Genomic DNA, 21,003 nt, shown 5'->3' on the forward strand with positions numbered 1-21,003 from the left:
GTCGGTGGTTATAGCATTGGGGGTACGCCCGGTCCCATTCCGAACCCGGAAGCTAAGCCTAATTGCGCTGATGGTACTGCAAACGGGAGTTTGTGGGAGAGTAAGACACCGCCGACCTAAAACTTAACAATTATGAATAACAGGCTTGTAGTAATCTGAAACGATTATTGCAAGCCTGTTTTTCCATGCTTATGTTGCTACTCACCCCTTATACATCAGTAACACTATGTATTAAGGTGTCGATACATATGGCAGAGCGTGCATTGCTATTGAACTTGGCTTAAGCTTCTTTACAACTAGTAGTGATAATGCTACAAAAATGGCACAGTCACGCAAATATCGGCCTACTTGTGACAAAATAAGGAACACACATGTCTCAACATACAAATCAAACAGTATCGAACCGTATGCTTTCCACAACTGTAATCATTGCTACCGTATTGGCGGTTAGTACCGCAGTACCAGCCGAAGCATCTACTGTTGTCACCAACAGCTTGCAACAAGGTTCGGTCGTGTCCGCACTAGGCAATGCATTGACTGCTATTGGTGTATTTTTGTTTATAATCGCAGGCATTATTAACAACACACTCGTGCGGCGTCTCGGCTTTAAGTTGACTGAAGTCGTCGGACTCCCAAGCCTTTAGACTTTGGTACTTAAGCTAGTTTTTTCTCGGCACACACAACGTTAGGAACTTCTTACATGCAATCGCACGCAAATCGCGCTTCATTCAATCGCACCCGTAATATACTTGTTGCTCTTGCAACGGTTTTTGCAGCCAGCACCGTAGTTCCAGCTGAAGCCGCTGCCGTCGTGAGCAACAGCTTGCAACAAAGCTCATTGGTATCTGTCATTGAACACATAGTCGGCATTATTGCTGTAGTATTTTTCGTGATTGTAGGAATTATTAACAACACGCTCGTGAAGCGCCTTGGCTTCAAATCGAGCGAGTTCGTTGGACTCCCTAATCTTTAGATTTTGTATATTAAGCGTGTTTTTCTGCGCACAAACAACGTTAGGAATATCTCACATGTCACAGCACACTGATCACACTTCATTGAGCCGCATCCGCAACGCACTGGTTGTTTTTGGAACGGCGTTGGTAGCTAGCTCAGTCGTTCCAGCTGATGCAGCTTCGGTTGTCGGCAATAGCTTGCAGCAAAGCTCATTGATATCTGCATTTGAACATACAGTGAGCATCATAGGTGTTGTGTTCTTCATCATCGCTGGAATTATTAACAACACGCTTGTGAAGCGCCTTGGGTTCAAACTGACCGAAGTTGTCGGTCTTCCAGGCCTCTAGCATTCACATTGCATAGCGTGGGCATGTCCACCCAAGACGACATGCCCACAGTAACATTGCCGCCCAAATTTGCATGTACGGAAACACTATTCTGCAGTCTCGATCATGCTGTACGACGCAATAGTGCGCGTACTTTGAAACTCTCGAGGCTGCCCACTAAGTGGATCGACAAACGATAGCTTCCGAGCAATCAGGTGCATGGGCGTCGTAAAGTCCTCATATTGCTCGGGCAATACTGTCGGATAAGCCGGATCACCCAAAATCGGGATCCCTGCACTCCACATATGTAATCGCAACTGATGCGTTTTCCCGGTATGAGGCTGCAAAATATAGTGACTCTGCGGTGGAATATCCCCGTGCAATTTCTTTAATAAGGACATTTCTTCTGGTGTACACGCCTGCACATCAACAACTGTCGTATGTGCATTCGGTTCACCTTCTAAAATCTCACCTTGCACTTGGCCTGCAATTTTCTCAAGTCGCGACTGCCACTGCGTCCCTGGCGCAATCGCTGACTGGTCGGCAATCGCCTCATATGTCTTTTCTGCAAGTCGTTGTGCAAACAGTTCTTGGTACGCTCCTCGTATCGCCGCGCGCTTGGTCAGCAATAACACCCCAGCGGTCAATCGATCCAACCTGTGTGCTGGCGAAAGCTCAGCAATGCCAGTCGCTCGCCTCAGCTGCACTGTCAAAGTTTGAGTAATATGTCGTCCACGCGGCATAGTCGCCATAAATGGCGGCTTATCGACGACCAAGAGGTCATCATCCTCATGCACAACGCTCCAAGTGTAGGGCACCTCAACTTCTTCAGCCGGCATGCGATAAAACCACACGTCGTCGCCAAGCTTGAGGATACTCGTCGGATCTAAACGCTGGTCCTGTGGTGCTAACCCGCGGCGGACATTTCCGGCCTGGAACTCGGCGTGGAGATTCGCTTGAGTATCTGCCGGATGCACATAGCGCTGGGTAGTTTTCAGCAGCCATACGAAATCGAAAGCGCTCATGCCGGCGGTTGTTTCGTCAATGCGGGCACGGGTTGGGTTGAGGCCGTCGCGAACGGGAAGTGGTGGCGTTCGCCGTGGAATCAGTGTTTTCCGTTGCGGCGGATAGGATGCGGGTGCCTTTTGACTTGTCATATTCCCTTAATCCTACAAAGCTTTGGTTTCATTCTGAAACTTTTGAAGATGTGGCTTTGTGCATTTTACGGTAGTGTATAGGCCAGCACTCATTCGATGAGTTATGACCGTATGCGATGAAAATAAGGAGTGATCATGGATTTTAACGCGATTATTACCCCAATTCTGGAATTTTTCTCAACCGGTGTAGGCAAGCTGATTGCTGGTATTTTCAAGGCTCTTTACAGCGTATTCTTCCCTGCAAACGCACCCGCAGCATCGGTTGACGTTGTAACTGCAGCTGACTCCACAACTGCGGCAGCTGCTACTACCTCGCCAAAGAAATAACGTCACGATACTCCCCGTGTGGGTGTGATCAAAGTAATTCGCCTGTTTTTCTTTGTCCGACACGGTAGGCTAAAAAGTGCTAGAGGAAAATGGATACTTGCCACTAGCAGCCTATTTTCGTCACTAGAGGCACGAGAACATTGTGCGAAAGGCTTTACGCAGTGTGATGGTGGCGGGAGCGGCACGTACCCCCTGTAATTCCAACTGTTTGGAGGTAACTCATGGCCTTTGAAGATGTCGTTGTCGTCGCCGTCGATGGTTCTGATGCTGCGAAAAATGCAGTGCGTTGGGCTGCGAATACTGCAGCGAAACGAGGCGTACCATTGCGCCTGGTTTCAACCTATTCAATGCCGCAATTCCTCTATGCAGAGGGCATGGTACCGCCGCAAGAACTCTATGACGAGCTGACCGCTGAGACGATGGAAATCATCGAAGCATCTCGTGTGATTGCGGAAGAAGTCGCTCCTGGCCTGCAGATTGGATATACCATTGCAGAAGGTGCCCCGATTGATATGCTGTTGGAAATCAGTGACGAAGTCACGATGATCGTCATGGGTTCGCGCGGGCTCGGGGGGCTTTCAAGCATGGTCATGGGGTCGGTGTCTGCCGCAGTCGTCTCGCATGCGCATTGTCCGGTCGTTGTGGTGCGCGAAGATAATCATGTCACTGAAACCAATAAATATGGCCCAGTGGTTGTAGGTGTCGATGGTTCTGAGATTTCTCAGCGCGCCACCGAATTCGCGTTCGCAGAAGCACAAGCACGCGGTGCGAAATTGCTCGCCATCCACACATGGATGGATATGCAAGTGCAAGCCTCCCTCGCCGGTCTGGCTGCAGCTCAACGTGAGTGGACGGTCGTCGAGAAGGAACAAACGGCCTTGTTGCAAGAACGTCTCTTACCATTCGTGCAGCGCTACACGGACGTTGAGGTCGAGATGATCATCACGCGTGATCGTCCAATTCGCGCGCTTGTCGACGCCTCCACCGATGCCCAATTGCTCGTTGTCGGTTCGCATGGTCGAGGTGGCTTCCGTGGTATGTTGCTCGGTTCCACTTCGCGTGCCTTGCTTCAAAGCGCACCATGTCCAATGGTCGTGGTACGTCCAACCGACGTCTAAATAATTCATACCCGATCTGCGCGGTAATTGGGAGAGTCCCAAAGGCGTTTGGCACATCTCGGATGCCTACGGTAATCGTTTGATTTGACGCACCCATGTGAAGAACAAAGTATCATGAATACTGTATTCGCATGGGTGCGTCTGCATGCGTGAATCACGAAAGACAAGGGAAACAGCGATGCTTGAACTACATTTTTTCGGCTGGATTATCATCGGTGGCCTCGCCGGCTCGGTGGCGTCGAAAATTCGACACACCGACGAGCAACAAGGCATCTTGGCCAATATTATCGTTGGCGTCATCGGTGGATTGATCGGTGGGAAGTTTTTAAGTTTCTTTGGTTTTGATGTGGCAAACGGAGGACTGTTCTTTAGCTTCTTTACGTGCCTACTGGGAGCAGTTATATTCTTGGGCATACTCCAGAAGTTCTTTTTGAATAAAAACTAGTGCAGCATAGCTCCAGTATTCCCATCATGACGTGCATAGGTATTCTATGCACGTTTCTTTTATTGTCGTAGAATCTCAGCTAAACTAGACTAGGTTGTTCATTATGGAATGTGGAAACAGTTTATTTGTATTCGTGAGGCGCGAATACAAATAACGTGACAAACAGAAGGGCGTTGAAAGCGCATGGCGACAGCGAAGGCACGCAGCGGACGAACAGCACGGCGTAATCGACCGACCCCGCGCCAACGCCTCTTAGAAAGCGCAACTCATCTGTTTACTTCTGAAGGCATCCGAGTCATTGGCATTGATCGCATTTTGCGTGAAGCCGATGTGGCAAAAGCCTCGTTGTATTCCCTCTACGGCTCGAAAGACGCCCTGGTGATCGCATATCTCGAGGCAATGGATCAAAAGTGGCGTGCCTCTTACGCTGAATACACTGCCACCATGACCACCCCAGATGAAAAAATTCTGGCGTTCTTTGATATTTCTATCGCCGAAGAACCAGGCAAGAATTTTCGCGGTTCCCATTTCCAAAACGCCGCCACGGAGTACCCGTGTCCGGAAACCGAAGCAGAACACGGCATTTTGCAGGCAGTGTTTGCCCATCGTGCGTGGCGCCTGGAAGTGCTTGCTGCGTTGCTTACCGAAAAAAATGGCTATCCAAGCCACGGACAAGCCAAGCAGATGCTGGTGCTTCTCGACGGTGGCTTGGCGGGCGCACGTCTGACACGCAATATTGAGCCGCTGCAATACGCGCGCGATCTGGCTATTTCTCTGCTGGCTGCTCCTCCTGCGGACTATTCGATTTAGCAGCGGCTTTTTCTTCTTGTTGACGTTTTCGCTCCTCTGAACGTGCTTCACTGCGCTGTTTCTCTAGCGCTTTCTGCTGCGCTTTTTCCTTTTTGCGAGTCTGCTTCAACTCACGGAAATACGCTTTGGCTTCGGCCCTGCGTGCCTTATGTTTCGACCATTGCCATGGCATAAACAAATAGCCGAACCATGCACGGCGTTTTTGCCAGCGAAATTTCCGTCGAGTTTTTGCACGAGCGATGCGTTCAAGACGTTTTTCAGTTTGAAAGGCCTTGACGCTTTCCGGCATAGGCATGGTACGGAATAAGTACAGATAGATCGCCAAATTTTGAGTCAGCGTCGTGAAGTTGTTCACAGCCCAGTAGATCACAATTGCAGTTGGGATCGGTCCCATCACGCCGGCTTGTAACAGCGCTAGCGGCACAATTGGCACCGTCCAAAGCATCAGATGCAAAGAAACCTCACCCATGCGAGATTCTTGATCCATGATGTAGTAATTTCGGATCGTCGAAATTAACACATTGGTTGAAGTTATCAGACCTGCAAGAATAATCAGAGGAAAATTCAAGGCATGGACTGCTTCATACGTGGTACCGAGATGCTCAAATTGGGCAGGTTCCATGGCGATGTAAGCCGGCAGCGCGACATCACCAATTTTGGCGTTCAGAAAGGCATGAATGTCTTCGTTTTGCAGCACGCCAATGGGCTTATGAAAACTTGCATCCAGCCCTTCCTCAGGACGTGCCATACGTAATAGCACCTGATAGAGGCCCAAAAAGACAGGTACCTGAATCAGCGGTGGAATACAACCAGCCGATGCTTTGAATCCATGCTCTTTCTTGATAGCTTTTTCTTTTTGTTTTTGCTCTCGCAATAGTTCCGGATCAATTGCCTCCGCATATTCGTCTTTGAGTTCTGCGAGCAGCGGGCGAATAATGGTGGTCACGCGGCCCGATTTATAAATAGCCAATTGCAGTGGAGCGATGAGGGTGCGTACAACAACAATGAGTCCTAAAATTGACCAACCCCATGCAACCGAATCATCCCAGCCAAGAAATGAGTGAAGGAAAATATGCCAAAACTTCATTACGGCAGAAACTGGGTAGACGAAGATTTCGAGCATGGTAGGGTGGTTCTTTCTAGAAGGAATATTTGGCAGCAGATCGATGCTCAGGTTGTGAGTAACTGACCACCTTCACTAGACTAGCCTAAGGAAAACAGTATGTCCTACTTTGCATTTTGTTTGGCATACTACCTCTGGTGTTCTGATGGTCTTGCAGCTCAACAGGAATATTCAGGAGCAGAACCGTTGTTGCAATGTGAAAGACCCTTGCGTGTCACACCGAAGGTATGCGCAACAGATCAGGAGAATAATGGAGTATCAGCAACACGATGACGAATACGACGACCGCGCGGAGCTGGTAGCAGCACCGCAACCGCCACGTCGTCGCTTATCCTTTTCCCTTGTCCTAGGTGAATTGCTCCTGACTATTGGCGTGTTGTCCTTGCTCTTTGCATTTCATGAGGCCTATTGGACAAACTTAGCATCAGCTAAAATACAGGCAGAAGTCAGTAACACCTTGGAACAAAAGTGGAACGAGGAATCGACCAAGCGGGTGAATCCGCGCAAGAAGTTACAAACTGAACTTGGTGCTGCATTTGCGCGCATGTATGTGCCGCGCTTTGGCTCTGACTTTAGCTTCGCCATTATTGAGGGCACGACCGACGCGCATTTGATCGGCGGTCCGGGCCACTATGTTGAGAGTCAGCTGCCAGGGCAACCAGGTAACTTTGCCGTCGCTGGCCATCGAGTGGGTAAGGGTGCGCCGTTTAATGATCTTGGCAGTCTGAAGAATTGTGATGCCATTGTGGTCGAGACCCAGCTGGCATGGAACACCTACCGGGTGTTACCAATTGGAGTTGATGGTGAGCAGCGTCGTCAAGCAGCGCAAGAGTGCTTGAGCCCAGAGCAAGTTGCGCGAGTCACCGATGGCGATTACGCAGACGTGCAGGGGCGCTATATTACGTTGCCGCACGATGTTTCCACGATTGGCGCACATCCAGGCATCGCCGATATGACTCCAGCTCCTGAGATGGAACCAGTGATGACACTGACCACGTGCCATCCGCAATTCTCGAATACGGAGCGCATGATTGTCCACGCCATGTTGGTGGAATCGCATCCGAAAGACGGCTCGTATCGCCCGAGCGCATTGGAGGAAAGTTAAAGTATGTACGGACTATTATGGGATGCACTTCCAGGGCCAATCTGGGTGAAAATTATTTTGGTGGCCATCATTCTTGTGGCAGTATTCCTACTGCTCATGGAATATATTTTCCCGTGGGTCTCCAGCCTCATGCCATATAACGACATCGCTGTGTAATCGACTCGTTGCTGCTTGACGACGCATGACGCCTAGGTCTGTAGCCTGTATCAGGCTATAACCACCTGTGGCTACGATACTTCAAAACACCCAAGTTCTACGCTGGTTTTCGCAGCATCGAACTTGGGTGTTAGATGTATTAGAGCGAGAGGTTTTTAATAACCTCTTTGCCAATCAGTTCAGCTTTGAGTGATTGATCCTGGTTGGTAAAGATGACCACTGCAACAGTGCCTTTTTGCACCGCGTATAGCGCGCCTTCATGGTTGCCGATGCGACCGCCTTGCCAGTCGCCATCGTCGACAGGCTCGGTGGTGTCAATTGGAGCTGCCCAGTCCACCACATCAATGGCAGCTTGTTCGGTTGGCATATGGCGCACAATCACGGTCGCCTGTGGTTCCTCCGGATACGACCAGAACACACACGCTGGGGTATCAAAGCGGGTGTCAATACCTTGGCCAGTCATGCGCTGACCATTGGTATTCGCTAACCACTGGGAATCTAAATACGGGCACTCGACAAACCCATTGCGGCCTTCTGGGATTTCAGGCATTGCGTCAATCGGTAAATTACTGTCCAAAATAATCTCTGGAGCAGCGGCAACTGATTCCACAACAGCAGGAGCGGTGGTGGTAGGTGCAGCTTGTTTTGTAGGCGACGAGCAAGCGCTGAGCGACAAACTCAGTCCCAGACAAGCGAAAACCGCTGCAGTTGCGCGTGAACGGGGTAATGTCATGTTCATGAACTCCAGCCTAGAGCCTGACACGCATGGTGTCGAGCACAACATCAGTGTCGATACTTTTAGTAAAGCCCAAGATCGTTTGGAACTCTTAGGCAATATTGCCGCTGGCGATGTCTTAACCTACGATTCTCAACCTGGTGCCGCTGTCTATCGCCTCGCAATGAATATCCTCACCGTCGTGCTCTTAATAGCAGCACTGGTAGGAGCTGCGCGTTTGCCACAACAAGAAGCTGTATTTGCAGTGATCTTAAGCGCACTATTCGCGCTGGCATATTCACTGTCAGTGAGTCGCTCGAATGACCCACTAGGGCTCAAACTCGTCTGGGTGACAGCCTTAACCATCGTATGGGTGATTATGCTGCCGATCTTAGCGGTCAGCGTGTACTTAGTATTCCCACTGTTTTTCCTCTACCTGCGGATCTTGCCAGATTATCGCGGCATTATTGCAGTACTCGGTGCCACAGGTATTGCGATTTTAAGCTATAAGAGCCACCTGACATACGGCGCTGTGATGGGACCGACGGTTTCGGCGGTGGTCGTTATTGGTATTCACTGGGCATTCCAAGCTCTTTGGCGCGGTGCTCGCGAACGCGAAGCCCTTATTAAGGAATTGGTGGAAACCCGCAATCTCTTGGCTGAAACTGAGCGTTCGGCTGGTATTGTCGCCGAACGCCAACGCATCGCACATGAAATTCACGACACCCTTGCCCAAGGGCTTTCCTCGATTCAAATGCTCTTGCGGGTGGCAGAACAAGAGATCGAAAAATCTTCGATGAGCACAGAGGAAAAAACTTCACCGCTGCGGCATATGAGTATCGCACGCCAAACGGCCGCCGATAACTTACAAGAGGCGCGTGCGATGATTGCAGCGCTGCAACCTGCCGCATTAAGTAAAACTTCCTTAGAAGGTGCGTTGCATCGAGTTGCTGAGCATCTGATTGGACCGGAATATAGCATTTCTGTGGATGGCGATGAACGCCAACTGCCAATGAAAGTAGAAGCTGCGCTGCTGCGCATTGGTCAAGGGGCGATGGGGAACGTCGCAAAGCATGCTTCTGCCACCAAGTGCGCAGTGACATTGACGTATGCCGATGACGAAGTGCGCCTGGACGTTGTGGATAATGGGGCCGGTTTTGATCCGCAGGCAGTGGAAGGGCGTCCTGCTGGGCTAGGGCATATTGGGGTCAATGCGATGCGTCAGCGGGCGGCGGAGTTAGGCGGCACGGTGGAGTTGGAATCCGCGCCGGGTCGTGGAACTGCGGTGAGCGTTGCGATTCCGATCCATGAGGAGTCACGCTAGGACTTTAACGATGTGCGGCTCAGATATGTGAGGCAGATATGTGAGGCAGGTGTGTGAGTCAGCTGTTTGGGCAGGTGGCATACCGCTTACACAAACTTGGGGGTAAGCTTGGCAGAGTTTTCTTTCGAGCGTGGTTAGGCTAAGATGCCGTAGCGTACACTGTCATTAATAGTGCTGAACGAAGGTACCAACGAAAGGTCTATCATATGATTCGCGTTTTACTTGCCGACGACCATGAGATCGTCCGTTTAGGGCTTCGAGCAGTGCTGGAAAGTGCTGACGATATTGAGGTTATTGGCGAGGTAGCGACCGCCGAAGCCGCGATCGCAGCAGCGCAAGCCGGTGGCATTGACGTAATTTTAATGGACCTTCGCTTTGGTGCAGGCGTGGAGGGAACTCGCCTGGCAACTGGTGCTGATGCCACTGCTGAAATTAAGCGGACTATGAAGAAGCCACCACATGTGCTGGTGGTCACTAATTATGATACTGACGCTGATATTCTGGGTGCGATTGAAGCAGGCGCATTAGGGTACTTGCTCAAAGATGCACCACCAGAGGAATTGATTGCCGCTGTTCGTTCTGCCGCCGAAGGTGATTCCACGCTGTCTCCGACTGTGGCGAATCGATTGATGACTCGCGTACGTACTCCACGTACTTCATTGACTCCACGTGAATTAGAAGTATTGAAGTTGGTGGCATCTGGTTCTTCCAACCGGGATATTGGCCAGATTTTGCTCTTGAGTGAAGCAACGGTCAAAAGCCACCTTGTGCACATTTATGACAAATTAGGTGTGCGTTCACGTACCTCTGCAGTTGCTGCAGCGCGCGAGCAAGGTGTGCTCTAAGCCTTGTTCGTCCTCCCCAGCCGGTTTGATTGGCTGAGCGAGACCATGTGTTTTGAGCTGGTATAGAAACAAGCCGCTGAGAATTGAGATGTTCTCAGCGGCTTTCCTTATGACATGGACGAGACACACAAGATGCCTGTGAAAAGTAGCTACGCGCTTGTGGTTGCGTCGTGAAGCATATGGGTGCAACGATGCACTGTCTTAGGATATAGATGCTTCTCTTTGGCGCCGTATCGCGCGGTAGGCATGTGATTTAAGCGTTTGCGGCAAGATAGCTTTCGATGATCTTTTGTGAGAGCTTGCCGCGAACAGCCACGTCGTAGCCGCGTGCAAGAGCCCATTCACGTACATCGCGTGGGTTGTAGCTTTGATCGCGGCGGATTGTGGTGTCTTTACGAGCGTGGGCGATAAACTCTGCGATTGCGGCGCGGAATTTGTCGCGGTTTGCTCCAGAGACGTCCATCACATAGTTGGAGCCGTCGACGCTAAAGTGCAAAACGTGCACGTCGTTTTCGTCGAGGGGTTGGTTATCAAGGTCGTCAAAAATTTGTACAATTTCTCGTCGTGCCATGTTCGTATGTTCCTTTGGGAAAACTTGTAGTGATTAAATGTGCCACTACATAAACTGTTGCTATACTCGGAAACTTGTTCGCTAACAGAGAAGGAAAGTAAAGGAAAGTTCTGTGCGTGAGGATAGCTTTGTTCTGTAGTTTGCAGCGCATTGAAATGCTTATCATCTAGAATACTTAATTTCATTAAATCTTGCATTTCTTGAGCATATTTTTATATTTGCATACCTAAATGTATTGTATGCAATTTGTATGACGGTTTCATGTGAGCGGTCGACGAACGATACTTTATTGAATATGATTTCTCATATGACTTAACGATGAAATTAAAAATTAATTCCAATACCTATTTTAGTGTGGTGTATCATATAAAACGGACATATAAAAGCCGCTTGCTGTTTGGTTCCTCATCTGTGATGGGCATACAGAAGGGATAGCAAGCGGCTTCTGGTTACGATATTTGCTAAAAGTAATTACTCAATATGAGCGATTACTTTGCCTCCATATCCAGTTTAGTTACACAATTTTTGCCAAGATTTCACGATTGAGCTGATCCACATCGTTCGAAATTGAACGATGTGCCCGTTTGCGCTGTTCAGGTGTCATAAACTCTGCGTTAGAAACAGCTTTTTCCAGCTCGCTTAAGCGTGTTTGAACATCGATTTTGAATCCATCGGTAACACTGAATTGTTCAAGACTCTTACGCATGCCAACGATGGTAGCTTTCAGCTCTGAGCCATGTCCGCTGAAACGCGCAAGTTCATCAACGGTGATACCAAGACGCTTCGCGCGGTTTTGAGTGGTCTGTTCTTGGAACGCCACAATGCCGCGATAGAGCAGTGGCAATGCCAGTGGTGCGAGAGCCTTTAACGCCGCAGAGTACCGCAACACGCGAGCGGCATTGAAGCGACCTGCTTGCGCTTTCGCAAGGGCGGTTTTCGCCATCTTGGTTTCGTGCTTACGCGCGGCTTTTTGCGCCTTATATTCACGCTTCGCCAATTTGCGTTGCTGAGCTGCTAAGAGCTTCTCCAAGTGCAGTTGATGTTTTGTCTGGTATTTCACCTCAGCAACCGCCCGAGCTTGTGCAGCCTTGAGCGCAGCTTTTTTTGCGGTGCGCGCTTTGCGCAGCTTTTTCAGAAATCCCATGAGAGATGTGCTCCAATCAATGTTTTTGTTGTGTAATTCCACACTACCCTGCTTTCTAGCTTACTCTTAAGTAGTTGTGGTAAATCTTGACACTTTAGAACCGAATGACCTCGTTGGGTGCCGGTATCGTTCGCTTTTGCGGCGACTGTTTCCGGATACGCCTCCCACCGAGGCTTCTGCGGCGCGTCGAGCACGCTTGGAACTGACCAGGCAACACGTCTTAAGTTTATTTCCTACGCACCCTGCTATTGGTGATGCACGGCGGTTTATTCGCATTGATATTGCGGCCGAATCGGATGATGAGCGCTATTTTGCCACCTTGGAAGCGCTGGCGGCGAATGCCACGTTAATTACGAACGCTCGTTTGCTCTGGGAGAGTCCAAAAGGTGAGATCGTGACGGATCTCGACGCATTAGTGCAACGACAAGATGGCAGCTATATGCCGGTATTGATTACCAACCACCGCGTTGCGCGGAACGATGCTGATCGTAGCTTGCAGGTTATTGCTTCTCGACGCCTAGGGTTAAGTGCCCCGATTACCGAGCACTTTCGACTCAAACATCACGCAGTGGATTCCTACACCTTGGCCATAGCGGCCAGGAGTTTAGATGATCTAGGAATTGGCTGCGCTCGTGGCGCCTTAATAGGTCAAGATCATACGCGCTGCTTTGTGCTCAATACCGACCTATTCCAACAGGGCCTGGAACAAGCATTGCAGGTGGTGGTGGCGGATGTGCCACATCGGGTGAAAGAATGTGCGTCGTGTCGGTTCTGGGAGCACTGTTCGCGGGAGTTGCAGGCAAGTGATGATATTAGTTTGCTGTTTTCGGGAGAAAAAGGTGCGCATTTGAAGGCACAAGGTTTCTCTACTATCGCTGCCTTAGCCGCGAGCCCTGGTTCAGATGACGATCGCATGTTGGCGCGTGCGTGTGCAGCCGGGCATGACGTGATACGTCGTCACGCAAGTGTCAGCGCACCTGCATTTGATGTCGAAATTGATATTGATGTGGAAGCGTACCTCGATCAAGGTGCGTATTTATGGGGTGTGTACGATGGTCAGGAGTATGTGCCATTTGTGACCTGGCAACAGTTAGGTGGGCGCGAAGAAGCTGCAAACTTCGCGAATTTCTATGCCTGGCTTCGCGGACGCATTCAAGACGCCGAAGATCAGGGATTAAGCGTTGGCGTGTTTTGCTATTCGGCGCACGGTGAAAATCACTGGTTGCGCACTTCGGCGCGCAGATTCTATGCACGCTGGCATGAGGAGATTCCGCAGCTCCCAAGTGAAGCAGAGATTACAGAGTTTATTGCGTCTGCTAGGTGGATTGATGTGTTCGCGCTGGTGCGTCGGCAACTGCTGGGCACGCATGGGCTCGGACTCAAAGTTGTCGCCCCAATTGCTGGGGCAAGCTGGGAGGTGGCTGACCTAGATGGCGAAGGTTCCGTGAACTTGTACCTCGAGGCCATCGGGCAACATCAGCCCAACGATGCAGCTGCATCCTTCCATGCGCAGGCGAGTGCTCAGCAGGAGGGATCGCAGCTGCTCTCTGCTGAAATGCAAGCGGCCCGCGATGCGTTGTTAAGTTACAACGGCGACGATTGTCGTGCGACCGCCGCCGTGCGTCACTTTCTTGCCGCGGGCGCGCCGGGTGTGCCGCTTGGCGCAAGTACGCCTGATTGCAGCTAGTGCTCGATTAGTTTTGCGGAGCTGGTCCGCAGGCAACGCCGGTGGAATGATGCGGGCAATACCCAAGTGGATTCTTATGCAGGTATTGCTGGTGGGCATCTTCTGCCAGGAAAAAAGTCTGTGCAGGCGTGCGGTCAAGAACCTCGACCTCAGTGGTGATATCACCAAAACCAGCAGCTTTCAGCTTTGGCGCATAGTGCTCAATAATTTGCTGCGCGCGCTGTGCCTGAGCTTCGGTAGTGGTGTAAATAGCAGAGCGATACTGCGTGCCAACATCGTTGCCTTGGCGATAGCCTTGCGTTGGGTCATGTGCTTCGAGAGCTTTGACGACGATATCCTCGAAAGAAATCTGCGCTGGGTCATAGACAACCTCCACCACTTCCGTGTGGTTGGTTCGACCGGTACAAACCTCACGATACGTCGGGTTTTTCGTAACACCACCTGCATAGCCAACGGCAGTGGACTCTACACCTGGAGTTTCCCAGAACAGTTTTTCCGCACCCCAGAAACACCCTAATGCCACATACACAACCTCTTGGTTATCTTTCCACGGGCCAGTGATCGGAGTGCCGAGTACCGCATGTGGTTGAGGTTGCTCAAGAACTGGGTGACGCCCACCAGCGAGTGCTTCGTGTTCTGGAACCAGCGCAGTTGGCTTTCCAAATAGAAATCCCATGACAATCTCCTTGTGTGAATAACGATGTGCAAGAATGTAGGCGATCATACTGCAAAGTGACCGTTGTCACGTACAGCGCCCGCAAGCAATGCGACGCGATGGTGATGCGTACACCTGTCACAACGTGGTAGGCGGCAGCAGTATTCCAGCAGCTGCTAGACGAGTGAATAATACTGCGTGACAACGCTTTCGAGAAAGTGCTCACAGACGCAGTTTTCTGGCGATGAGCTGGCAAGATGTAGTATGTGTTGGAGCGTGGTGAGCATGGGTAGCAGTCGATGGTTTCTTGCTCACCAGTAGCGCTTTACGAGTGCAGCCTTATAAGACTTTCATTGGCATTCCGCCGCCAATTTTCATTAATCGCCTATAATTGAATGTAGTGTAGTTCACTTCTTTGCTGAATATATTTCAGATGCTTTCTGCGTACTCCAACGGAAATCGCTAGCCACTGGATATTTGCGCGCATCTGAACATGCCGAACTACCGCATACATGTTTGAAAGGACACAACAATTATGGGAACCTACGTACTTCCTGAACTCGACTATGCATACGACGCACTCGAACCACATATCTCTGCTGAGATTATGGAACTGCACCACTCCAAGCACCACGCTGCTTATGTTGCAGGGGCAAACGCTGCTTTAGAAAAGCTTGCAGCAGCACGTGAGGCAGGCACCATTGGCGCGGCTGTGACGCATTTGTCTAAGGACCTGGCATTCCACCTTGGTGGACATACCAACCACTCCTTGTTCTGGAAGAACCTGGCACCACAGGCAGGTGGCACCCCAACTGGCGAATTGCTTGCTGCAATTGAACGCGATTTCGGTAGCTTTGCTGCGTTCCAAGCACATTTCAATGCAGCAGCATTAGGCCTGCAAGGCTCAGGTTGGGCTGTATTAGCGTATGACAAGGTGGGCCAACAGCTCGTCGTCGAGCAAATGACCGACCAGCAGGGCAACCTCTCAATTGATTTGGTACCACTGTTGCTGCTGGATATGTGGGAGCACGCCTTCTACCTGCAGTACAAAAACGTCAAAGCTGATTATGTACAAGCAGTATGGAATGTGTTTAATTGGGACGAAGTAGCAGCTCGTTTTGCCGCCGCAACTGCCTAAACGTGTCGCAATTTCACTTCGCAGGTTGTTATTGATATAATCTGCCCTGCATGTCTGTTTATAAGCCCTAAGTTGTTGCTTTTTCCAAGCCAGCTTTGGGCTTTTGTTATGCGGTAATACATCTTGGCAAGCAGGCATACTGGCAAGCCGGCATACTGGGCGCGGTTGAAAGTGGCAAGGTTGTGTGTTGCAGCAGCGCGGTGGGCAAGGCGGCGTCGAAAAGCAAAGCTTAAACGGTGTTATGCACCTGATGTGTGATGGCGGCAGCACGGTGAGGTGAAATCGCGCTAGGCTAACAGTAGATCCTGTCTCTGGGGAAACGAGAGGTTAGGCAGCTCATGGAATCGAAACCGCCAGTACACGACCGCATCGCGCGGGCAGATGCGCGCACATGGCATCGCAAAGCCAGCAAGCCGGTGACGATCTGGATGGTCTTGCTTGTGGCAGTGTCCCTGATCCATTGGGCCATTCCTGATTACCGCTGGGTGCTCATTCACATGTTTACCCTCGGCGTACTGACCAACTCTGTGATGTTGTGGTCGCAACATTTCACCGAAAAGTTTTTGCACCATCGCCTTGCCGACGACACCCGGAAACTCCAGCTCATCAGATTTTATATTCTCAATGCCGGTATTGTGATGACCATCATTGGGCAACTGCTTGCGCCTGTGATGCACAAGCATTGGATAATCACGGCAATTGGCGCGGCAATTGTGGGCGGATCCTTGGCCTTTCACGCGTATTACCTGGGCAAACAATATCTTCACCACGGCCATAACCAGCGCTATCGACCAGCCGTATTGGCCTATATTTTGTCAGCCGAATGGCTTCCATGTGGTGCGATCGTCGGCGCGCTTTTGGCAACGGATCCTGCAGATGAGCTGAAATCCAGGCTGATTATCGCGCATTTCGCCTTTAATATTCTTGGCTTTATTGGGCTTGCCGCTATTGGATCATTATTGCTGCTGTTTCCAACCATTTGGCGAACGAATGTGGTTGTGAAATTCCCATTATGGGTGATCACAGCCCTGGTTGCGGGCATTATTATTATCGCCGGTGGCGCACTTGCCGGGCTGCCAACAGTCGTGGCAATTGGTGTGGGCAGCTATATGCTTGGCCTTGGTTTTTGTATTATTTCCTGGGTGCGTTGCGTGCTTGCCGTGCTAAAAGACCCGCGCGATCGTGTTGGTTTTGCCGCTGCTTCTATTGCCGCAGCACCATTGTGGCTGGTTGGAAGTTTAGGCTGGATTGCATTTCAATTGTTCACAACTCAATCATTGACGCAGGTACATGTTCCAGTCATGGCCTTGCTGGTTGGCTTTGGCGGACAGCTCCTCATTGGCGTGATGAGCTACCTATTACCAAGCAATATTGGTGGTGGACCAGATGCCGTGCGCACGGGCTTAGCGACGTATAATCGCGCGGGCCTATTCCGCTTCACACTCGTGAATCTCGGATTAGCCGCCTGGCTGATCACGGAGGATTCCTGGCTTCGAGTGATTACTTCGATTGGTGCAATGGGCTCATTGGCAGTGTTTATTGTGCTCACGCCATTTGCAGTACGTGCGCAACTTGGAGTGATTCGGAAGCAACGCGAGCCACTTTCGCTGCCACCAAAACCACAAACCGGCCAAATTACTTTCGCCTGTGCGCTACTTGCATTAGTGATCGCAAGTTTTGGAGGATTATTCCCAGCCAACCAGGCTCCTGTGATCACGACCAGTCAAGGGCCACAAACTGTGGTGGAAATTCGCATGCAGGACACCAAATTTGTGCCAGATATGATTGAGGTTCCTGCCGGGCATTCCTTAATAGTGGAATTACACAATGATGATCACCACGCCCACGATCTCAAACTTGCCAATGGGCTACGCACTGGTCGTATTGAACCAGGTGAGCACACGCAACTGAATGTCGGGGTGGTCAATAGTGCATTGCAAGGTTGGTGTACGATCGCTGGTCATCGTGCCCAAGGTATGGAACTGACAATTGTGCCAACCAATTCCCAAGGTACGGCATCTGAGCTGCATCAACATGATATGCACCAACATGAGATGCCTCAGCAGCATCAGGAAGGCCATCATCATAATGATCCGGCTTCTCCAGGGCCGGCGCAGCCAGCTACGCCGCATGCACAACTGCCGCAGGTCCAACAGGATTTCCGACCAGCAGAAAATGGGGTTGATTATTCAAAGCCAGCAGTCAAGCGTCGTTAAGCAGGCGTATGCAGCAGCGATAATTCAGGAATAATCCAAAATCCGCGCGGATCATAGTGGGCGGCTGTTGCACTGCGATCGAGGTGAATTGCCTGCATACCAGCATCAATGCTGCCGAGAACATCATTTGCTTGGGAATCGCCAATCACAAGTACTCGCGCAGGTGCAACGTCTAGGTTTGCCAGCACCGCCTGGTATGACTCTGGCCGTGGCTTGGCAAAGCCGAGTTCCTTGGTGGCGAGCATGTGCAAACGATCGTCCCACAGGCCGGCTTGCTGCAGCTTCAAGGTTTGAATATCTGCTGCTCCATTGGTGAAAATGCCAACGGTTGCAACTGTTTTCAAGGCCCAGGCAAGCGCTGCTGCAGCATCAGGATATGCGGTAGTTGCCTGCGCATAGGCATCTAAAAACACCTGGAAAATCGCACGTGCTTGTGCTTCTGGCATGTCCGGATCATGCAAATATTCACGCACGCGGGCAAGGCGCTGCTCTGGATGACTAATTTCACCGCGTTCAAATGCAGCAAACCATTTGCGTTCAATTGCCGCCCAGCGCTCAAGATCTGCCGGATAGCCGCCAGTTGTGGCCCAATGGGTAAAAGCCTTGGTCATAGCCGCGCGGTGATCCGTTAAGGTGCTATCAAGATCGAAAAGTATCACATCTGCTGCTTGACAGACTTCCTGCAACGATGGTGCAGCTGATGGAAGTAAATCTGAGGTGTTTGTGGTCATCGTGCGTGAGTTGGCCTTTCACCGGTGAGAGAGCTGCGGATATGGGGTCGGTGAGTATTCTAGCGCGAGTCGGTGGGCAACTGTAGCGCAGGCGGCAAGCTGGGATACTGGTTCGTCATGATGTGTTTGGGTATTGTGCGAAAGACTGCACACCAGTGCTGATATAGGCATTGCGTAGCCCGTGATTGCCTACGTATACGCGAAAGCCCAGTTCAAATGATGAACTGGGCGGAAATAGTCGGGATAACAAGATTTGAACTTGCGACCTCTTCGTCCCGAACGAAGCGCGCTACCAACCTGCGCCATATCCCGCAGTGTTGCACACAAGTATGCGAACACATTTAGAGAATATAGTCCCGTTTCTCACCAGAATAAAGCGCAGCAACGGTAATGATTATCACATTAAGAGCTTGGCTTTTCGACGACGCGAATCAACGTCGCGGAAGGTCGACAAAAGATGCGGACTGGAGCAAACTTCGAGGTTCCCAGCCCATTGCTGACGTACATCAACATATTTTCAAAGTGATGCAGACCTTGGGCACGAGCGCGATTGATACCCGAATTTGTGACAATTGCCCGAGATCCTGGCAAACAAATTTGGCCACCATGCGTATGTCCTGATAGTGAGAGCTGATAGCCATCAGCAGCAAATTGTTTGAGCACGCGTGGCTCTGGTGCGTGCAGCAAGGCGAGTGCAAAATCAGAATCTGGATGAGGTGGACCTGCAATTGCTGCGTAGTCATCTAAATCGTGGTGCGGATCATCGACACCGGCAATGGCCAAGCGGACATGCTTGGTTCGGAACTCTACGCGCTTATTATTGGCATCGTGCCAACCGTGTTCTAAAAACGCAGCGCGCATGCTCTTCCACGGCAGCTCTACTTTCGAGACTTTGCGTTTCTTCTTGAATAAATACAAAAATGGGTTCACCGGTTTTGGTGCGAAATAATCATTGGAACCGAACACGAATACGCCAGGGCGGCGCAACAGCGGATCAAGTGCTTGTAACAAGGCTGGTACGCCTTTTTCGTCGGAAAGATTATCGCCAGTATTAATCACTAGATCTGGATCTGTATGAATCAGAGCTTTAATCCACGCTTGTTTTTCGGTTTGATATGGCACCATGTGGATATCGGAGATATGCAGAATTTTAAACTCGCGAGCACCACGTAAAACACCTGGTTCTAACAGTGGCACGGTAATATCTTTAAGCTCGAATTTTGAGCACTCAGTATAGCCCCACGCTAAGGTGGCAATACCTGCCAGACCTGTAACTGAGGTAATCGCGGTAAGAATTTTCACAAGATGTTTCATACCATTAGCCTACATGCTGAAAGTCGTTGCATGTATGCACCTCGTAGCTGCGGCAGTGAAGAATAACCATGCGCGTGTGATACCGGTTGTGGTGGCAGAATGAAGTGCATCATGTTCCTTCATAACAGGACATGATAAAGTTCACGCTTCTATTGCATGCATCTAAGTCGTGAGGTATCAAGCAGCCCTATATGAGAGTGCGAGTCAATATTTTTGAGTATTGGCGTCCGATAGGGGAAGTATTGTTATTTTTGAGGTGGAACAAGCCAAAAACAGCTTTACGCAACACAGTACAGTGCATCTCATCTGCAGATAATTTGCGCTCTATTGATGCTTGAGGTTTGAAGGTGGAGCTGCCGTTTCAACGATCAATATCGGTGATGGAGACAAACTTAGTCTGAGCGCAGATAAGAAAGCTATTATATGGACTTCAAAATCAGGTGACGTTCTCGCACATCTTGATGTTACAAGTGGAGGTGTTAGCCCTGTAACCTCAAGTGAACTATCTGGCAATCTTGTGAAAGTGTTCGGAGTCGCAGACCGATCAGCATGTGGAAAATTCTATCTAGGAGCAGCACTTTCGGTGTAGCTTGGGGACTAGGAGTGCGTACTTCACTTGGTGTAGCTTTTACCAGCAAGAATCTTATGTGGACTAGGAAGTGACCCTTGTGAGCTGTGATTCCTTGGGATAATGTCTGTGAGCATGAAAGATGTATTCCCTATTCGGCGGTTCGTCGTTTATGCTGCCATCACATTGGCGATGATCTCTTTGTGCAGTATTGAGCACAAACTTCTCACTGGGGAATTTTTTTCTTTTTTCCTTTCTCCGATGCTGCCGATTTCTCTTGTGACGGGGATATGCATATCAGGAATGTTGGAATACTACTACAGAAAAAAGAATTAGATTGCTTCTGAGCTTTAGCGCGCTCCGCGTCCGCCGTTGGGCTTGGGAGTTGTGGTTGGGGGCGTAGGCTGTTCGTGTTAAACACAACTGAAATTTCCTAGACGTTGGTTTGAACTGCTCCCTATTAGTTGGACTGAGAAATCAGATACCAATTACTGGGGAGGAGTTTTATGCATTCACGAAGTTCTTTGGGGCAACGTCAGTGTGAGTTGCTCGTTGATCTTTTTGAGCAAGGGCA

At 50.2% G+C, this 21,003-nt stretch carries 22 protein-coding genes, 1 tRNA gene and 1 rRNA gene; 15 read left to right on the forward strand and 9 right to left on the reverse strand.

The window, feature by feature from the left end; genetic code table 11:
• From rrf to NXS99_RS08930, 4 genes are all read left to right on the forward strand, one after another.
• A 5S ribosomal RNA gene (gene rrf, locus NXS99_RS08915) occupies window positions 1-117 on the forward strand.
• A gap of 254 nt (window positions 118-371) precedes the next feature.
• A complete protein-coding gene (locus NXS99_RS08920; protein ID WP_259288329.1) occupies window positions 372-644 on the forward strand; it encodes a hypothetical protein in 273 nt (90 codons plus the stop codon).
• Window positions 645-700: 56 nt separating this feature from the next.
• The gene (locus tag NXS99_RS08925; protein ID WP_259288330.1) at window positions 701-973 is read left to right on the forward strand and encodes a hypothetical protein; all 273 of its coding nucleotides are present in this window, start codon (window positions 701-703) and stop codon (window positions 971-973) included.
• A 55-nt stretch (window positions 974-1,028) separates the two neighbouring features.
• Window positions 1,029-1,301 (forward strand): hypothetical protein, encoded by a 273-nt coding sequence (locus NXS99_RS08930; protein WP_259288331.1) that lies wholly within the window; start codon window positions 1,029-1,031, stop codon window positions 1,299-1,301.
• 86 nt (window positions 1,302-1,387) lie between these two features.
• Here the strand turns inward: NXS99_RS08930 and NXS99_RS08935 are convergent, their stop codons facing one another.
• A complete protein-coding gene (locus tag NXS99_RS08935) occupies window positions 1,388-2,437 on the reverse strand; it encodes a pseudouridine synthase (RefSeq protein WP_259288332.1) in 1,050 nt (349 codons plus the stop codon).
• Window positions 2,438-2,572: 135 nt separating this feature from the next.
• Here NXS99_RS08935 and NXS99_RS08940 point away from each other — a divergent pair, with 135 nt between their 5' ends.
• From NXS99_RS08940 to NXS99_RS08955, 4 genes are all read left to right on the forward strand, one after another.
• Window positions 2,573-2,764 (forward strand): hypothetical protein, encoded by a 192-nt coding sequence (locus tag NXS99_RS08940; protein WP_259288333.1) that lies wholly within the window; start codon window positions 2,573-2,575, stop codon window positions 2,762-2,764.
• A gap of 221 nt (window positions 2,765-2,985) precedes the next feature.
• Window positions 2,986-3,882 (forward strand): universal stress protein, encoded by an 897-nt coding sequence (locus tag NXS99_RS08945; protein WP_259288334.1) that lies wholly within the window; start codon window positions 2,986-2,988, stop codon window positions 3,880-3,882.
• 178 nt (window positions 3,883-4,060) lie between these two features.
• Complete coding sequence (locus NXS99_RS08950; protein WP_259288335.1) at window positions 4,061-4,327, forward strand: GlsB/YeaQ/YmgE family stress response membrane protein; 267 nt, start codon at window positions 4,061-4,063, stop codon at window positions 4,325-4,327.
• Window positions 4,328-4,510: 183 nt separating this feature from the next.
• Window positions 4,511-5,137, forward strand: coding sequence for a TetR/AcrR family transcriptional regulator (locus tag NXS99_RS08955; protein WP_259288336.1), 627 nt, complete (start codon window positions 4,511-4,513; stop codon window positions 5,135-5,137).
• Here NXS99_RS08955 and yidC read toward each other — a convergent pair.
• Window positions 5,094-6,260 (reverse strand): membrane protein insertase YidC, encoded by a 1,167-nt coding sequence (gene yidC, locus NXS99_RS08960; RefSeq protein ID WP_259288337.1) that lies wholly within the window; start codon window positions 6,258-6,260, stop codon window positions 5,094-5,096. The genes NXS99_RS08955 and yidC overlap by 44 nt on opposite strands.
• A gap of 250 nt (window positions 6,261-6,510) precedes the next feature.
• On the opposite strand from yidC, the gene NXS99_RS08965 reads away from it, so the two are divergent.
• Entirely contained in the window at window positions 6,511-7,365 is an 855-nt protein-coding gene (locus tag NXS99_RS08965; protein ID WP_259288338.1) for a class E sortase, read from the forward strand.
• Between the two features lie 3 nt (window positions 7,366-7,368).
• Window positions 7,369-7,521: a hypothetical protein gene (locus NXS99_RS08970; RefSeq protein ID WP_259288339.1), complete on the forward strand. Its 153-nt coding sequence runs from the start codon at window positions 7,369-7,371 to the stop codon at window positions 7,519-7,521.
• Window positions 7,522-7,660: 139 nt separating this feature from the next.
• Here the strand turns inward: NXS99_RS08970 and NXS99_RS08975 are convergent, their stop codons facing one another.
• Window positions 7,661-8,260: a DUF2020 domain-containing protein gene (locus NXS99_RS08975; RefSeq protein ID WP_259288340.1), complete on the reverse strand. Its 600-nt coding sequence runs from the start codon at window positions 8,258-8,260 to the stop codon at window positions 7,661-7,663.
• On the opposite strand from NXS99_RS08975, the gene NXS99_RS08980 reads away from it, so the two are divergent.
• Window positions 8,187-9,560, forward strand: a complete 1,374-nt coding sequence (locus tag NXS99_RS08980; RefSeq protein ID WP_396124852.1) for a sensor histidine kinase — start codon at window positions 8,187-8,189, stop codon at window positions 9,558-9,560. The two genes, NXS99_RS08975 and NXS99_RS08980, sit on opposite strands and share 74 nt — an antisense overlap.
• Window positions 9,561-9,766: 206 nt before the next feature.
• The gene (locus tag NXS99_RS08985; protein ID WP_259288341.1) at window positions 9,767-10,405 is read left to right on the forward strand and encodes a response regulator transcription factor; all 639 of its coding nucleotides are present in this window, start codon (window positions 9,767-9,769) and stop codon (window positions 10,403-10,405) included.
• A gap of 253 nt (window positions 10,406-10,658) precedes the next feature.
• On the opposite strand, the gene NXS99_RS08990 is transcribed toward NXS99_RS08985, so the two are convergent.
• Both NXS99_RS08990 and NXS99_RS08995 read right to left on the reverse strand, forming a co-directional pair.
• Window positions 10,659-10,976 carry an Lsr2 family protein gene (locus tag NXS99_RS08990; protein ID WP_259288342.1) on the reverse strand — a complete coding sequence of 106 codons (318 nt, stop codon included), beginning with the start codon at window positions 10,974-10,976 and terminating at the stop codon, window positions 10,659-10,661.
• 514 nt (window positions 10,977-11,490) lie between these two features.
• Window positions 11,491-12,120: a DUF6474 family protein gene (locus NXS99_RS08995; protein WP_259288343.1), complete on the reverse strand. Its 630-nt coding sequence runs from the start codon at window positions 12,118-12,120 to the stop codon at window positions 11,491-11,493.
• Between the two features lie 76 nt (window positions 12,121-12,196).
• On the opposite strand from NXS99_RS08995, the gene NXS99_RS09000 reads away from it, so the two are divergent.
• The gene (locus NXS99_RS09000) at window positions 12,197-13,807 is read left to right on the forward strand and encodes a TM0106 family RecB-like putative nuclease (protein WP_259288344.1); all 1,611 of its coding nucleotides are present in this window, start codon (window positions 12,197-12,199) and stop codon (window positions 13,805-13,807) included.
• A 7-nt stretch (window positions 13,808-13,814) separates the two neighbouring features.
• On the opposite strand, the gene msrA is transcribed toward NXS99_RS09000, so the two are convergent.
• On the reverse strand, window positions 13,815-14,483 hold the full coding sequence (gene msrA / locus NXS99_RS09005) for a peptide-methionine (S)-S-oxide reductase MsrA (protein WP_259288345.1): 669 nt from the start codon (window positions 14,481-14,483) through the stop codon (window positions 13,815-13,817).
• Window positions 14,484-14,997: 514 nt separating this feature from the next.
• Between msrA and NXS99_RS09010 the strand changes: the two genes are divergently transcribed.
• Entirely contained in the window at window positions 14,998-15,600 is a 603-nt protein-coding gene (locus NXS99_RS09010; RefSeq protein WP_259288346.1) for a superoxide dismutase, read from the forward strand.
• A 338-nt stretch (window positions 15,601-15,938) separates the two neighbouring features.
• Window positions 15,939-17,816 carry a cupredoxin domain-containing protein gene (locus NXS99_RS09015; protein WP_259288347.1) on the forward strand — a complete coding sequence of 626 codons (1,878 nt, stop codon included), beginning with the start codon at window positions 15,939-15,941 and terminating at the stop codon, window positions 17,814-17,816.
• Here the strand turns inward: NXS99_RS09015 and NXS99_RS09020 are convergent.
• The 3 genes from NXS99_RS09020 to NXS99_RS09030 all read right to left on the reverse strand — a co-directional run bounded on the left by NXS99_RS09020 (window position 17,813) and on the right by NXS99_RS09030 (window position 19,861).
• Window positions 17,813-18,547, reverse strand: coding sequence for an HAD family hydrolase (locus tag NXS99_RS09020; protein WP_259288348.1), 735 nt, complete (start codon window positions 18,545-18,547; stop codon window positions 17,813-17,815). The genes NXS99_RS09015 and NXS99_RS09020 overlap by 4 nt on opposite strands.
• 238 nt (window positions 18,548-18,785) lie before the next feature.
• Window positions 18,786-18,859: transfer RNA gene (locus NXS99_RS09025), tRNA-Pro, on the reverse strand.
• A 90-nt stretch (window positions 18,860-18,949) separates the two neighbouring features.
• The gene (locus NXS99_RS09030) at window positions 18,950-19,861 is read right to left on the reverse strand and encodes a metallophosphoesterase (protein WP_259288349.1); all 912 of its coding nucleotides are present in this window, start codon (window positions 19,859-19,861) and stop codon (window positions 18,950-18,952) included.
• Window positions 19,862-21,003 lie beyond the last annotated feature (1,142 nt).

The organism is Corynebacterium sp. HS2168-gen11 (assembly GCF_024834075.1).
In the GTDB taxonomy this organism is placed as follows: Bacteria; Actinomycetota; Actinomycetes; order Mycobacteriales; family Mycobacteriaceae; genus Corynebacterium.

Excerpts from the sequence above, each read along its gene's own strand:
- NXS99_RS08920 (WP_259288329.1), top strand. The coding sequence starts at position 372 with ATGTCTCAACATACAAATCAAACAGTATCGAACCGTATGCTTTCCACA.
- NXS99_RS08925 (WP_259288330.1), top strand. The coding sequence starts at position 701 with ATGCAATCGCACGCAAATCGCGCTTCATTCAATCGCACCCGTAATATA.
- NXS99_RS08930 (WP_259288331.1), top strand. The coding sequence starts at position 1,029 with ATGTCACAGCACACTGATCACACTTCATTGAGCCGCATCCGCAACGCA.
- NXS99_RS08935 (WP_259288332.1), bottom strand. The coding sequence starts at position 2,437 with ATGACAAGTCAAAAGGCACCCGCATCCTATCCGCCGCAACGGAAAACA.
- NXS99_RS08940 (WP_259288333.1), top strand. The coding sequence starts at position 2,573 with ATGGATTTTAACGCGATTATTACCCCAATTCTGGAATTTTTCTCAACC.
- NXS99_RS08945 (WP_259288334.1), top strand. The coding sequence starts at position 2,986 with ATGGCCTTTGAAGATGTCGTTGTCGTCGCCGTCGATGGTTCTGATGCT.
- NXS99_RS08950 (WP_259288335.1), top strand. The coding sequence starts at position 4,061 with ATGCTTGAACTACATTTTTTCGGCTGGATTATCATCGGTGGCCTCGCC.
- NXS99_RS08955 (WP_259288336.1), top strand. The coding sequence starts at position 4,511 with ATGGCGACAGCGAAGGCACGCAGCGGACGAACAGCACGGCGTAATCGA.
- yidC (WP_259288337.1), bottom strand. The coding sequence starts at position 6,260 with ATGCTCGAAATCTTCGTCTACCCAGTTTCTGCCGTAATGAAGTTTTGG.
- NXS99_RS08965 (WP_259288338.1), top strand. The coding sequence starts at position 6,511 with ATGGAGTATCAGCAACACGATGACGAATACGACGACCGCGCGGAGCTG.
- NXS99_RS08970 (WP_259288339.1), top strand. The coding sequence starts at position 7,369 with ATGTACGGACTATTATGGGATGCACTTCCAGGGCCAATCTGGGTGAAA.
- NXS99_RS08975 (WP_259288340.1), bottom strand. The coding sequence starts at position 8,260 with ATGAACATGACATTACCCCGTTCACGCGCAACTGCAGCGGTTTTCGCT.
- NXS99_RS08985 (WP_259288341.1), top strand. The coding sequence starts at position 9,767 with ATGATTCGCGTTTTACTTGCCGACGACCATGAGATCGTCCGTTTAGGG.
- NXS99_RS08990 (WP_259288342.1), bottom strand. The coding sequence starts at position 10,976 with ATGGCACGACGAGAAATTGTACAAATTTTTGACGACCTTGATAACCAA.
- NXS99_RS08995 (WP_259288343.1), bottom strand. The coding sequence starts at position 12,120 with ATGGGATTTCTGAAAAAGCTGCGCAAAGCGCGCACCGCAAAAAAAGCT.
- msrA (WP_259288345.1), bottom strand. The coding sequence starts at position 14,483 with ATGGGATTTCTATTTGGAAAGCCAACTGCGCTGGTTCCAGAACACGAA.
- NXS99_RS09010 (WP_259288346.1), top strand. The coding sequence starts at position 14,998 with ATGGGAACCTACGTACTTCCTGAACTCGACTATGCATACGACGCACTC.
- NXS99_RS09015 (WP_259288347.1), top strand. The coding sequence starts at position 15,939 with ATGGAATCGAAACCGCCAGTACACGACCGCATCGCGCGGGCAGATGCG.
- NXS99_RS09020 (WP_259288348.1), bottom strand. The coding sequence starts at position 18,547 with ATGACCACAAACACCTCAGATTTACTTCCATCAGCTGCACCATCGTTG.
- NXS99_RS09030 (WP_259288349.1), bottom strand. The coding sequence starts at position 19,861 with ATGAAACATCTTGTGAAAATTCTTACCGCGATTACCTCAGTTACAGGT.